We start from the raw sequence: 13,848 nt of genomic DNA, 5'->3' as shown, positions 1-13,848 counted from the left end.
AATCCACGCACCTCAAACGAGGTGCGACTTTCCTGTCCTAGGGTGGGGATTGTACCACGATTATTTCAATCCACGCACCTCAAACGAGGTGCGACGCCTACCAGAAGTAAACCACAAGGACAATGATAATTTCAATCCACGCACCTCAAACGAGGTGCGACTTATTTGAGTAGTAGCCTAACCCATTGGCATTATTTCAATCCACGCACCTCAAACGAGGTGCGACCCTGACCAAGTCGGTCGTGACGCTTTATCTGGAATTTCAATCCACGCACCTCAAACGAGGTGCGACCGAATCAGCTATTTTCCATTTGTTGGCGGCGGTATTTCAATCCACGCACCTCAAACGAGGTGCGACTCCGTTTGTGAGCCTTTATAACCATTAATGACTATTTCAATCCACGCACCTCAAACGAGGTGCGACTGGGACACGATTATCCCGTTTGCCCCATTGTGGATTTCAATCCACGCACCTCAAACGAGGTGCGACAAGCGCCAGCGCATGCACCAGCAGCGCCGGTTATTTCAATCCACGCACCTCAAACGAGGTGCGACTCTGTTGGATTAGGGCACCAATAAGTAACGTGAATTTCAATCCACGCACCTCAAACGAGGTGCGACCGGGTACCCGGTGCCTAGGCTGTCGGCTGATTGATTTCAATCCACGCACCTCAAACGAGGTGCGACTACGATTATATTGTTCCCATAACTTGTCAGCCGATTTCAATCCACGCACCTCAAACGAGGTGCGACTGGTGGCGCGGATCTTGCAGGCCGCCTTTATATATTTCAATCCACGCACCTCAAACGAGGTGCGACTTCAAGTTATTACCAATGCCGAACTATTTACTATTTCAATCCACGCACCTCAAACGAGGTGCGACGACAATAGTAGGGTTGTAAAATTAAGCTTCAATATTTCAATCCACGCACCTCAAACGAGGTGCGACTTGTGGATCTAAGTGGCCATTATTGTATGCAGTATTTCAATCCACGCACCTCAAACGAGGTGCGACGACGAAATGACTGCAACTCACAATAGCAGCTTTATTTCAATCCACGCACCTCAAACGAGGTGCGACAAACTGTTCGACAATATACCGATCATTATCCAAATTTCAATCCACGCACCTCAAACGAGGTGCGACCGGTGTATGAATACAGGTATACTTCATGTTCTGATTTCAATCCACGCACCTCAAACGAGGTGCGACCGCAATGGTTTGACCTAGACAGCGATATTGAGGATTTCAATCCACGCACCTCAAACGAGGTGCGACAAGGCGCCCACAATATAAGTCTGCTTCGTACTGAATTTCAATCCACGCACCTCAAACGAGGTGCGACGTTGATAAGCACAATCAACATCAACATTTCTATTTCAATCCACGCACCTCAAACGAGGTGCGACTGTTACTGCTTTACAAAATGATAAACATACCTATATTTCAATCCACGCACCTCAAACGAGGTGCGACACGGCATCGCAAGGTCACCAGAGCAAGCTGTGATTTCAATCCACGCACCTCAAACGAGGTGCGACACCTGGTAACCAACCAATTCGCTGTGTGATTGATTTCAATCCACGCACCTCAAACGAGGTGCGACCAACGTCTGCGATGATTACCGAAACAGTACAAATTTCAATCCACGCACCTCAAACGAGGTGCGACGTCATCGGCGTCGTCTCCCAGCCGGCAGACTGATTTCAATCCACGCACCTCAAACGAGGTGCGACGATTACCAACAGGTGAGTATCACGTTGTATTAATTTCAATCCACGCACCTCAAACGAGGTGCGACTAAATCTACAACGCTTTTTACTTCGTGTTCTGATTTCAATCCACGCACCTCAAACGAGGTGCGACCGGAGATTGGCGTGAACCTGAAGTAAAAAGGAGTATTTCAATCCACGCACCTCAAACGAGGTGCGACATACTAGCGTATCGAGCATTTACAGATATAGAAAATTTCAATCCACGCACCTCAAACGAGGTGCGACACGGCGTCAAGCCACTTTTTCAGGCGGTCAGCATTTCAATCCACGCACCTCAAACGAGGTGCGACGTTTCAACAACGCGATTTGCAGTTCCGTGTGCATTTCAATCCACGCACCTCAAACGAGGTGCGACCTACTAAGGTGCTTTATATAAAAGATATATATATTTCAATCCACGCACCTCAAACGAGGTGCGACGACGAAATGACGGCAACTCACAATAGTAGCTTCATTTCAATCCACGCACCTCAAACGAGGTGCGACACGAAATGACGGCAACTCACAATAGTAGCTTCATTTCAATCCACGCACCTCAAACGAGGTGCGACGATTGAATTGACTAAATTTGCCAACAGTAACAATATTTCAATCCACGCACCTCAAACGAGGTGCGACGATGGTTTCAGATTTGGCCTAACTCGTCAACAAATTTCAATCCACGCACCTCAAACGAGGTGCGACGATCAAGCCGAGATTGTGGAGGGCTAAAATAATATTTCAATCCACGCACCTCAAACGAGGTGCGACCATGCCGATAATTAAACTAAACAAATCAACTGATTTCAATCCACGCACCTCAAACGAGGTGCGACATATAACTATTTCCATCTTCGATGATAATTTGTATTTCAATCCACGCACCTCAAACGAGGTGCGACCTTGAGACCGTGGTCAACAATCAACACGAAGAGAGATTTCAATCCACGCACCTCAAACGAGGTGCGACAATTTGCTTCGTATCGGGAACTCGTGTCACCTTATTTCAATCCACGCACCTCAAACGAGGTGCGACATAGTCAGGGCAATGTGTATTCAGGCGATTATATTTCAATCCACGCACCTCAAACGAGGTGCGACGACGAAATGACGGCAACTCACAATAGTAGCTTCATTTCAATCCACGCACCTCAAACGAGGTGCGACTGTGGTCAACGTAAAATATAACCAAGACATGATCATTTCAATCCACGCACCTCAAACGAGGTGCGACATCGGTCAGCTGGCAAGTGACAGCGCCGAAAAAATTTCAATCCACGCACCTCAAACGAGGTGCGACTTTCAAAAGATAGTAATAGATACTCACGAACCAAATTTCAATCCACGCACCTCAAACGAGGTGCGACTCATTTTTCACCTCATAACGCTCAATCACTGGTAATTTCAATCCACGCACCTCAAACGAGGTGCGACAAAGTAGTAACCTGGCAATACGATGCTTTAGCCATTTCAATCCACGCACCTCAAACGAGGTGCGACGCTGTCAATCTAAACAGAGCGTTCATTGGTATGATTTCAATCCACGCACCTCAAACGAGGTGCGACGGACCAACGAGAGATACAAGCCATTCAGTTCGTATTTCAATCCACGCACCTCAAACGAGGTGCGACTTCATTTTTAAAAAGCGTGTAAATCTTGTTGCATTTCAATCCACGCACCTCAAACGAGGTGCGACAAAGAAATCTTAGGTGCTAGTTTGGAACAATCAATTTCAATCCACGCACCTCAAACGAGGTGCGACTTAATAATCACATTGTTGATACCGTAGCGAAGATTTCAATCCACGCACCTCAAACGAGGTGCGACACGAGTAACGGCTAATTGTAAATTATTCTGCGATTTCAATCCACGCACCTCAAACGAGGTGCGACGCGACTGCTGACAAGGAAACCTTCATGACGTCAATTTCAATCCACGCACCTCAAACGAGGTGCGACATTCCATATTTTCTTGAGTCAACGCCGTCAAAAAAATTTCAATCCACGCACCTCAAACGAGGTGCGACACTTTACCAGCCAAGAAACCGCGGCCATCTATATTTCAATCCACGCACCTCAAACGAGGTGCGACGTCGTTATTTAAGGCTACCGCGTTTTTGTTGCTATTTCAATCCACGCACCTCAAACGAGGTGCGACCTTCTAACTTTTTGATATACTTGGCTTCATTGAATTTCAATCCACGCACCTCAAACGAGGTGCGACTCGTTCAGCCATTCAATACGTGAGCCGCAAAAATTTCAATCCACGCACCTCAAACGAGGTGCGACCTGGGCTTGATATTCATTATTCTCAACATCTGTATTTCAATCCACGCACCTCAAACGAGGTGCGACCGTTTTTGGTGGGACGGGCGTCAACTTACGCGCATTTCAATCCACGCACCTCAAACGAGGTGCGACACCTGCCATCAGGGCTTTTAACGTTTCTAACCTATTTCAATCCACGCACCTCAAACGAGGTGCGACGGTTGCCTTATCTGCCAACGATTGTACGGTGTTTAATTTCAATCCACGCACCTCAAACGAGGTGCGACCGCGATTTTATACAAAAATCGCCGAAAAATTCTGATAATAATAAAAAACAGGTAATTTGACGATACTCAACGATAAACGATGAGATGAAATTCTAATTATTAGGCACATTTATCATTATTTGTTGTGCGAACCCACTAGGCCGATTATGTTTGCCTCTAGCTCGCACCCGCAACTTAAAAGATCAGTGTATCTTTATGCAGATCAAATACTTGCTTAGCCCCAAAGGTCTCAATTTTATTCGCATAATTCTTACCCAGTTGATAAAACTTCAGGCTATCAACTTTCTGATCAATCAACGCTAATAATTCCACCTTTAGTTTAACATAATTGTCATAATCCAAGTAACATTCAAAGACTGAATTCTGCACCCGTTGACCGTAAGCCTCACACTTCTTGGCGACCCGTCTTAACCGGCGCACACCATTCTTATCGGCCAATGATACATCATAAGCAACAACAACTAACATCTATTCACTTCCACAGGAATGGTGGATATTGATCCAAATCGCCACGTAAATATCGACTTAATAACAAAGCCTGCGTGTATGGAATCAAGCCCCATTCAATTTTTTCACCCAAATACGGATGTGTGATGGTTTCATTCTTACGATTCTGCCAAAAAGTGAAAAATTGTCGGCGCGCGTCATCTGTTAGCAAAACCGCTCCATCCTGCTTGACCATGAAATCATTTGGTCGCATCATTTTCTGATTGATCAGGCGAAGCACAAAACGGTCAGCCAGCGGCGCCCGTAACTCTTCCATGAGATCCAGTGCTAATGATGCTCGGCCAGGGCGGTCTGTGTGCATGAACCCAACATAAGCATCTAACCCAACACTTTCCAACGCTGCTGTACACTCATGAGCCAACATCGTATATGTCAGCGACAATAAAGCATTGACCCGATCCAAAGGCGGCCTCTTGCTACGACCATAAAAACGGAAATCACTTTTTTGCTGCAAGATGAATTGATCAAACAACAGATCATAACGATTAGCTGTTTGTCCCTCGATTCCCCGAAGAGAATCGATATCGGTTGCGGCAAGACATTTGTCAATAGCAAGCTGTAACTCACTAGAAATTTGTTTAAAAGTCGCTTGATCGATTCGTTCAGCATGATCACGCGTCACCCGTTCAATTACCCAGCGTTGGTTATAAATCTTACCGATAATGAAATTCCTAGCGATTTCTAAGCAATCATCTGCTGATTCAGAAAGCGCATACTGTTTTTTTCGTAGCAGAACATTGCCATTATTCTCTCCAACTAAATGACAGGTCTCCCGACCCGTTGGTGAAACAAAGACCAAGCTGATACGATGTTCAACACAGAAGCGCATTAATCCCGGGCTAACACCTCGATAGCCCACGGAAACAATCGATTCAATGTTGATCAGTGGTACGCGACTTTTTTGTTCACCAATAAGGACGACTAGGTTTCCTCCGTCTAAAGCTAAATAAGCTTCTGGGGAACTAACGTAAATCGTATTTAGCAATTTCCTCATGAGGACAGCCTCCGCTTTAGGTAAGTACTAACGGTCTCTTTTTCGGTTAATTGCGGTAAACACAACTCTTGTAAAGAGCAACGTTGACATTTCTTGGATGGTCGAACTTTCGGTGTGTACTGCCGTTGCCACAACTGATGCATCGCCGTACAAATCTCACTAAACTGTTGGCGCAATGCCGGATCAAACTCAACTTTCACCCGAGCATGAGTCTCGTTGAAATAAAGATAGCCATAATCGATCTGGCATACTAGCATTTCTTCCAAACAAACTGCCTCTGCCAATAACTGCATTTGATCACTCTGATCTGTTTTAAGATGACCGTGCTTATACTCAACTGGACAAGGTAACCAAGAACCGGAGTAACCAAAAATGGCTACTCCGGCTTCTTTATCGCGATGGAACTCAACCGCATCACAAACACCATAAATACCAAATTGACGCGATTGGACCGGCATACCTCGGGTGATCAGCAAATTTCCACGTTTCTCTTTCACGGCAGCATCATGAACATGTTCATGGATCGCATGTCCTTCAGTGGTCAAGTAATTCTCACGCCACTGGTGTTCAATATGATCCAGTGCCCATTGACGCGGGCAGAACTGATAATGCTGGATCCCAGAAATCATTAAAAAATCCTGCTCATCATATTCCATCAAAACTTCCCACTAATCTTCTGGATAAACATTCCTAGTCACACCTGGCAATTCATCAACCACTTCTAGTCGATAATCATCAGCCTTGGTTGGCACGATGTCACTGTCAACTGGCACAACCTGTACCGAACGATGAACCCGTGCTGCGGGGTACTTACCTAATTTAGAGGGGTGCGTCCACCAGAATAATTTAACAACTTCCATACTGCCTTCTGGCCGAGCTGATGAGGCATCATTTTCAAATAATGTCAGTAAAGCTTGTTTGATTTGCTCGGCGTCCTCTTCGCTGAACCCCGTCTTTTCAGCCAACTGCGTATTGATGCTGCCATTGACTACATAATAACCAAAATCGACAAAGTGCTTGGTTCCCATAGTATCAGATCCACGGCCACCACCTGGCTCAGAATTGACGCTCTTAGTAATTTGCATATCATTGATGGTAATTGGATTGACAGACTCAGCAATTTGGATTGAAACCGGGCCTCGGACCGGTACAGAAACGCCTTTGCTAGCATCGCCCTTAAAAGCAAAGACTTGACCAAACGCCCGAACATCTAACCAGGTCGCGCAAGCAATCCGAGCATAGTCATCCGCATCCTTATTCTTCTTAAGTTCAGGAATTGATTCTACTCGAGCGCGTAAACTATCCAGTCCATCGTCATTGCGATCATTAGACTGGACAAAAATTGGATTGCCTAAATCCTGCAAACGATTTCGGATTTTACGCTTGATTGCCACATCGGATACTTCACCATAGCCAGCGAAATTTTGACGTGGGCGATTTCCATTAAGTGGATCACCATTGGGGTTGGCATTGTGTGCCGCAAAGACCAGTTTAAAGTCAATTTTATGTTGGAATTCAGTCATTCTTAGCTACCTCCGCATCTTGTTGTTTTTTCTGATTTAATTCTTGCCGCTGTGAATAAAAGCCGAGTAAATATGTGCCGTTGAGTGGACGATCATTATAGTCATCGCCCTTGAATTGGTCCATGATTTGGCCAATCTCCTTTTGGTAAAATCCACGATTATTTAGGGTTTCCAAATACGGAACCAGCGCTTCATGAATCGTTTTCATCGTACTTTCGGGGCGTACACTGAAAGTCTGCATGTACCGAAGCGCATTGGTCGCACGAGTGCTAGAGCCCCCACCTTGATTATTCGACTTTGCCCAGAGCGCACGCGATTCAACCACGTCCATCACTCCAAGCAATCGGCCAAATAGATAACTACGATTATCTGAATTCTTGTCTAAACTCACTGTATATTCCTCCTTTTCATAGAACTTACGGTTAACCGCACAGGCAACGTTTAATGTGTCTTGCCACATAAACATTGAATCAAAAGAATTGAGACGGCAAACCCGATTATTGATGCTTTGAACGACCGAATAAGGAATCGGACGTTGGTTCACAACACATGGCACTAGGGTCGAAACAATATTCTTGATCAAGGCATCAGAAGCATTCTCCCCTAGGGCTGCCCGCGCGATTCTTTTCAGGGATGGTGCGCCAAAACTTAACTTCGTTTTATTATTAATTTTGGCGAAAGCATGCCAACTGGCTGACTGATACCAATATTCCAGATTGCCAAAGAACCTCTCCAAATCGATTGTTTGATAGTCAAGGACCGCTAAACGACCAGGTACAGCAGCGTCTAATTGTAATACATGAGCCTGCTTTATCTGGTTACTACGGCTTAATTTTGTTTTATAACCATGGATAGCCTTACCCAATTCTTGACCAAACATAACATTCGATTCCAAGGGTAGCTCGTCGCTTCCCTCATTGATAGCCAAGAAGTTCGAAGAACCGCCTGTGATGTCAAGTGTCGGACTGAGTTTGCGATCTAGCCACGTCAAGTAAACTCGACCATCAATTTGAGAACCTTGCAATGTGATCAACCAAGTCAATGCATTATGAGCCTTTTGTGAGGTAACATAGCCGATCTGAGCAACCTCTTTCTTATCAGAGAAACGACCACGGAAAGTAAAACCAGAAGAGTCATTTCCAGAGATTAATTTCGCACCATCACTTGAATAGCGAATAAATCTTGGGTTTTTCTCGGTCAAAATGGTATTCTCACCAGTAACATAATCTAGCCCAGAGGCATTGCTAAAGGTCGCCATAAAGAACTTGAAAAAGGACTCAAACACAGTTTCATCTTCCCACAGAGGTGTTAAAGCAATGGTATCAAAGCGAACAAAGCTACTAAGTTGATCATTGCCAGTCACTACCGAAAGAATTGCGGGCTTATTTTCCTTATCCTCCTTTGGCCAGGTCTTCACCATCTGCATCTGATCGTTAACAACAAGAACGCCTGAACGAACCAGGTCATGAATTAACGTGCCCTTTTTCAAGTATTCGTAAACCATTGCAACCCTAGGATGAGCATATTCCGAACTCACCCAGGCTTCCAGCGCATTCATATAGTCTTGGTGGTAATCTATTTTGGATTTCTTACCACCATACTCTAAATAGTCACCAGCAACATATTTCAGTTTGTCATGAATCGGATGTGGGGCGCTTTGTGTTGAAGTTCTATTGGCGGACTCAATCGTCATTGGAACAATGGTTGGAGCATCTTCCTTAGGAATAACCTCCGCACGTTTAAATCCGCCCTCTTGATCAATGACTACTTGTATCTGAGCCTGCTGTGTTCCAGTTCCCAGCGGAAATAATTTCGCCCTTCTGTTACCAAGCACGACCGTTTGTCCAACCTGTTCCTCGTTAGAATCATAAACTTGTAGTAAATCGCCAAACAATGTCATGACTCATCCCCCATTTCGCGATCAACATAAGTAAAGTTATGATCATTGAAATCCTTTGCTGACATCTTTCGGACATTTGAGCGAACAAACTCACACGCATCCGGACGAGGGTAATCAATAACACCATGTTTCATTGATGCCTTCCAAAAACGGGCATCCAGTTGATCATTTCCAGTCTGATCCGGATAATTAAACCCGTGAAACATCAAGCCGAAATTCATTTCTGGAATATCGTCATAAGCACTGGGATTTTCACCAAAACCAGTCAATGGCTCAACATATGCTTGACATTCTCTTGTTCCCAAGAAAATATCTCGTCGGCCGCCAGCTCTAATGCTTCGTTTCATTAACTCGTAATGCTTATTTTCATTCCAGTCAGCGGATAAATCTGGCCTGAATTTATTGAACTCAAAATGTGCTTTGACCTCATAAGAAACGTCGCGCAAATAGCTAACGTAGCTCAGATTTGATTTAAAACTATTGTTATAATCCATTGGGCGTGTTCCTTTGGACTCCATCTGAATTGGTTTAATCACACGAGCTTGATCAATGACCCAAATTAGAGTTGGCTTCCAGTAAATACTCGAAGTAACGCCCACGAGTGACTCATAGGTAGGAATTTGATATGATTCCTTTTCACCACCCATTCGCGTCAAAGGATCAGTAAACAACGCGTATTTTCCATGAACAAGAAATACTATCTGATTCCGCAATATAGCAACCTCCTATCTAAAAAATAATAGATTTGACAATCTAATGATATAATTAAATTGTCATCAATGAAAGGGCTTTCCGGATTTTTTACCTTGATTCGTATCAACCACCTCTTATTTTCTTTGATGATCACATTGTAAGCTACAATTATCCCGCTGTCAACACTAATCTAATTTTTCAAATAATATGAAGTATATATATTGTAAAACAAATTTGCCTGTAGTAAACTAGCCTTAACTAATTCAACCTCTGAAAGTGAGTGATCTTTATGGATTCAATTTCAACCTTCATCGCCCATACCCGGCTAACAAAAAGTTCTGACGGTTCAATCATTGACGCCCAAGACCAGCTACTGAGCGACCATCTCAACCAGGCGGCCGAGCTTGCCACCGGGTACGGTCAATCATTTGGGTTGTCCACTGCTTGCTATTTGGCCGGACTACTTCATGACTGTGGTAAGTTCTCCGACGGATTCCAAAATTATCTACGCAAGGCTGTAGCCGATCCGCAGCATGTTCGGCGAGGTGAAATCGACCATAGTTATGCTGGAGGTTTGTTACTACTAGAAATCGCCCAATCGATGCCCCCTCAAACTCAACAAATTGCAGAAATGATTGCCAATGCCATTGTTTCACATCATTCTCGTTCTATTCGAGACTTCTTGACTCCCGGGGTCACAGCTGAATTACCTTCTTTCATTACGCGTCTGGAGCTTAATGACCTAGCCGCACAAAAAGCTCGTTTTACCGAGTTTGAGCCGACCAAAGAACGTTTCTTTAAGCTAATCAAGTCCGAAACAGAAATCAAAGAATTGCTAACCCAAGCGACCGCTGAGTTCAGATTACTGCGGCCAACTGATCCTAATGCTGATCTGGACGACCTATATTTCATGAATCAAAATATTTACAGCGCGTTGATTGATGCAGATCGCACCAATACAATGTTATTTGAAATGAACCGGAATGCGTATCAACAAGACAATATTAATATTCTAAAAAGGTATCAAGAAATCCTTGATCAAAACAATCAAGCAATGCGACAAGGACCAAGCGCGCAAACAAAGATCAATCAGCTACGCGCTCAGCTTTCCGATGAAGCCTTTGAAGCAGCTGAACGGCCAACTGGTATTTATCGCTTGATGATTCCCACTGGCGGCGGCAAGACACTCACTGGAATGCGATTTGCCCTAAAACATGCTCTCAGAACTGGGAAAAAACGGATTATTTTTATTGAACCTTTTACAACGATCATCGAACAAAATGCGCAAGTATTTCGGAAGATGTTTGGTGCGGTTTGCCCAGAACTGGCCGATTACGTGGTGGAACACCATTCAAACGTTCTCGACGATCCCGCTGCAGAGACGAATCCTACTTACGCTGAGTTAAAAAGACGCGAAAGAGTGGATCTGATCCACGATACTTGGGATGGTCCCGTCCTATTCACCACCACAGTTGCCTTTCTAAACACGATTTTCGGTTCAGGAACGCGGAATATTCGTCGTTTTCATAATCTTGCGGATGCCGTCATTATTTTCGATGAGGTTCAGGCCCTTCCACCAAAAACATTACAGATGTTCAACGCTGCCTTGAATTATCTAAGTCGCTTGGCTAATACCACAGCAGTTTTATGTACAGCCACACAGCCAGCATTGGACGCACTTCCCAACGCGCTGACTTTTTCGGCTGACAAAGATCTTATTACTAACTATGATGCGGTGGAACCAAAGTTTCAACGTGTCCAAGTAATGAACGAATGCAAATCAAGCAGTTATTCCGTCCAAGACATTGTTGACTTCAGTCAGAAAACCCTAGAGCACCATCATAATTTATTGATTGTCCTAAATACGAAAAAAATTGTCCGCGAGGTTTATCAAGAACTTAGCCAGGTTTGTTCTGAAGACACCTTAATCTACCACCTAAGCACCAACATGTGCCCCCAACATCGGCTCGACCTACTTAACGGTTCCTCAGACCGGACCACGATTTTTGGCGATCAACCGATCATTGGGATCAAGGACCGTCTGATCGACGCACAAGGTAAAAAAATCATCGTCGTTACAACGCCGTTAATCGAGGCCGGCGTTGATATTAGCTTCGAAGCCGTTATCCGCTCAGTTACTGGACTAGATTCAATTGCGCAAGCGGCGGGCCGCTGCAACCGAAATGGCGAACGAGAGTTGGGTGATGTGTATCTAATCAACCCCGATCCCCGTAAGGAAAATATTTCAAAAATGGAAGAACTTACCGACGCTCGGCAAACAACAATGCGGCTCCTGGATATGCTCGACAGGAATTGTTCAGAGGTTTTGACCGCAAATACGCAAGAGTGCTATTTTCAAACTTACTACCGACGAATTATCAAAAAAGCTACCACACGGTATCCGTTAAACAGTGGACTCACACTCTACCCCTTATTAGGGGAAAACCAAGCCGGTGGCACAAATCTCCCGCGCGATTTGCGCTGGCGACCACACTTGACCTTTAGTGGGCAAACTATCGCCAAGAATTTTCAAGTAATCGCAGACAACGGCCATGCGATTATCGTGCCATACAATGATGATGCCAAGAAAATCATTAATGAACTACTCAGCCAGAGTAAACTAGATTTTCGCGAATTAAATCGGTTGATGAAGAGGAGTCAACGCTATTTGCTCTCTATCAGTAATAGCGACTACCGCAAACTTAAAGATGATCAGAAAATCATCCCCTTCTTCACACCGTCTGGCGAAACTTTGGGGCGTGAAACACTGGATCAGGCTTATCAAAACTACAACAAGGACTTTGGATTGGATATCAGCAATCCAGAATTAACCTTTAGCTTTTTCTAACTAGACACACAAACGACAAAAAACTATCCCCTGTCATAAGGACAAGAGATAGTTTTATTGTACGAAATCAAATCTTTCAAAAAATATATTTCAATCCGCATATTCCGAATTTAACTACGAAATACGACTAAATAAGTATATGGTAAAACCTCGAAATTGGCAAACTTATTCTTCGTTTGGTATGGTGTTAATGGCAGTTGAACAAGGAGGTCAAAAAATAATGGACGAAATCGTTGATAAATGGGATGTTGGTGGTCTATCTTTGCTAACCTTAGATAAATATACGCCATCAGTAACTCTCAAGGATTATAAGAAGGTAGAAATTGACGGCATTGTTTATCAACCAGAAACGGTCTATGATCTGCCTAATACGATTGCAATACCTATGGTTAAGGCTGATTTGGTTGGCAAAAGTGTTAAATATCTTTAAGTAACACCCAATCCTGATGAAGTACTATTTTTGTATGCAAAAATGAATTGATAAATCGAACGTGCTCCGTAAATACAAAGAAGAAACAGTGGTCAAATCAGTGCTTTACGGTCTATCTAAACGTAGGATTCACTTTAATTCACCATCCAAAAAAAGAGATTGAAAGTTGATAGCACCAACTTTCAATCTCTTTTTATAATCGATAATAACGCTTAATGCCGGCTGCAGGATTTGAACCTGTGACCCTCGGTTTACGATACCGATGCTCTACCAGCTGAGCTAAGCCGGCGCTCATGACCCCTACGGGATTTGAACCCATGTTACCGCCGTGAAAGGGCGGTGTCTTAACCACTTGACCAAGGGGCCATTGGACTTCACTGAAATCCGAAATACTTTAAATAAAAAAGCGATCTGGCCTTCAGCCAGACCGTTTCCTTACTCCGGTTGTCAGACTCGAACTGACGACATCTTGATTAACAGTCAAGCGCTCTACCAACTGAGCTAAACCGGAATCGAGCGTGGCAACGCCCTATCCTCGCAGGCAGTCTCCCACCAACTACTTTCGGCGCTAAGAAGCTTAACTTCTGTGTTCGGCAAGGGAACAGGTGTATCCTTCTTGCTATCGCCACCACACTCTTTACT

The 13,848-nt window shown here is 44.2% G+C and carries 8 protein-coding genes, 3 tRNA genes, 1 rRNA gene and 1 CRISPR repeat array (1 of these 13 only partly in view); of the genes, 2 read left to right on the top strand and 10 right to left on the bottom strand.

Features of this window, described 5'->3' with window-relative positions:
* Positions 1-4,311: a CRISPR direct-repeat array (repeat unit 33 nt; unit sequence ATTTCAATCCACGCACCTCAAACGAGGTGCGAC); it reaches 6,855 nt to the left of the window's first position.
* 174 nt (positions 4,312-4,485) lie between these two features.
* Genes cas2 through cas5c form a run of 6 tightly spaced genes read right to left on the bottom strand, consistent with a single transcriptional unit; the run spans position 4,486 to position 9,948 of the window.
* Positions 4,486-4,779, bottom strand: a complete 294-nt coding sequence (cas2, locus tag ACYVSB_RS12020; RefSeq protein WP_125602075.1) for a CRISPR-associated endonuclease Cas2 — start codon at positions 4,777-4,779, stop codon at positions 4,486-4,488.
* 4 nt (positions 4,780-4,783) lie between these two features.
* Complete coding sequence (gene cas1c, locus ACYVSB_RS12015) at positions 4,784-5,812, bottom strand: type I-C CRISPR-associated endonuclease Cas1c (protein WP_125602078.1); 1,029 nt, start codon at positions 5,810-5,812, stop codon at positions 4,784-4,786.
* Positions 5,809-6,468, bottom strand: a complete 660-nt coding sequence (gene cas4, locus ACYVSB_RS12010) for a CRISPR-associated protein Cas4 (protein WP_125602081.1) — start codon at positions 6,466-6,468, stop codon at positions 5,809-5,811. The genes cas1c and cas4 overlap by 4 nt, the downstream gene beginning before the upstream one ends.
* A 12-nt stretch (positions 6,469-6,480) precedes the next feature.
* Positions 6,481-7,335 (bottom strand): type I-C CRISPR-associated protein Cas7/Csd2, encoded by an 855-nt coding sequence (gene cas7c / locus ACYVSB_RS12005; RefSeq protein WP_125602084.1) that lies wholly within the window; start codon positions 7,333-7,335, stop codon positions 6,481-6,483.
* Complete coding sequence (cas8c, locus tag ACYVSB_RS12000) at positions 7,328-9,235, bottom strand: type I-C CRISPR-associated protein Cas8c/Csd1 (RefSeq protein WP_125602088.1); 1,908 nt, start codon at positions 9,233-9,235, stop codon at positions 7,328-7,330. Before cas8c ends, cas7c begins: the two co-directional genes overlap by 8 nt.
* Positions 9,232-9,948, bottom strand: a complete 717-nt coding sequence (gene cas5c, locus ACYVSB_RS11995) for a type I-C CRISPR-associated protein Cas5c (RefSeq protein ID WP_125602091.1) — start codon at positions 9,946-9,948, stop codon at positions 9,232-9,234. Before cas5c ends, cas8c begins: the two co-directional genes overlap by 4 nt.
* A 269-nt stretch (positions 9,949-10,217) precedes the next feature.
* Between cas5c and cas3 the strand changes: the two genes are divergently transcribed.
* Both cas3 and ACYVSB_RS11985 read left to right on the top strand, forming a co-directional pair.
* The gene (cas3, locus tag ACYVSB_RS11990) at positions 10,218-12,776 is read left to right on the top strand and encodes a CRISPR-associated helicase Cas3' (protein ID WP_125602094.1); all 2,559 of its coding nucleotides are present in this window, start codon (positions 10,218-10,220) and stop codon (positions 12,774-12,776) included.
* 190 nt (positions 12,777-12,966) lie between these two features.
* Positions 12,967-13,206, top strand: coding sequence for a hypothetical protein (locus ACYVSB_RS11985; RefSeq protein ID WP_125602097.1), 240 nt, complete (start codon positions 12,967-12,969; stop codon positions 13,204-13,206).
* Between the two features lie 216 nt (positions 13,207-13,422).
* Here ACYVSB_RS11985 and ACYVSB_RS11980 read toward each other — a convergent pair.
* The 4 genes from ACYVSB_RS11980 to rrf all read right to left on the bottom strand — a co-directional run bounded on the left by ACYVSB_RS11980 (position 13,423) and on the right by rrf (position 13,839).
* Positions 13,423-13,495, bottom strand: a tRNA-Thr gene (locus ACYVSB_RS11980).
* A gap of 5 nt (positions 13,496-13,500) precedes the next feature.
* Positions 13,501-13,572: transfer RNA gene (locus ACYVSB_RS11975), tRNA-Glu, on the bottom strand.
* A gap of 72 nt (positions 13,573-13,644) precedes the next feature.
* Positions 13,645-13,717 (bottom strand) — tRNA-Asn (locus ACYVSB_RS11970).
* A gap of 5 nt (positions 13,718-13,722) precedes the next feature.
* Positions 13,723-13,839 (bottom strand): 5S ribosomal RNA (gene rrf / locus ACYVSB_RS11965).
* Between the last annotated feature and the right edge of the window lie 9 nt (positions 13,840-13,848).

It is taken from the genome of Lapidilactobacillus salsurivasis (genome assembly GCF_054785215.1).
Note: the sequence above shows the minus strand (reverse complement) of the source record. Positions and strands in the feature narration are given on the sequence as shown.

Excerpts from the sequence above, each read along its gene's own strand:
- cas2 (WP_125602075.1), bottom strand. The coding sequence starts at position 4,779 with ATGTTAGTTGTTGTTGCTTATGATGTATCATTGGCCGATAAGAATGGT.
- cas4 (WP_125602081.1), bottom strand. The coding sequence starts at position 6,468 with ATGGAATATGATGAGCAGGATTTTTTAATGATTTCTGGGATCCAGCAT.
- cas1c (WP_125602078.1), bottom strand. The coding sequence starts at position 5,812 with ATGAGGAAATTGCTAAATACGATTTACGTTAGTTCCCCAGAAGCTTAT.
- ACYVSB_RS11985 (WP_125602097.1), top strand. The coding sequence starts at position 12,967 with ATGGCAGTTGAACAAGGAGGTCAAAAAATAATGGACGAAATCGTTGAT.
- cas8c (WP_125602088.1), bottom strand. The coding sequence starts at position 9,235 with ATGACATTGTTTGGCGATTTACTACAAGTTTATGATTCTAACGAGGAA.
- cas3 (WP_125602094.1), top strand. The coding sequence starts at position 10,218 with ATGGATTCAATTTCAACCTTCATCGCCCATACCCGGCTAACAAAAAGT.
- cas7c (WP_125602084.1), bottom strand. The coding sequence starts at position 7,335 with ATGACTGAATTCCAACATAAAATTGACTTTAAACTGGTCTTTGCGGCA.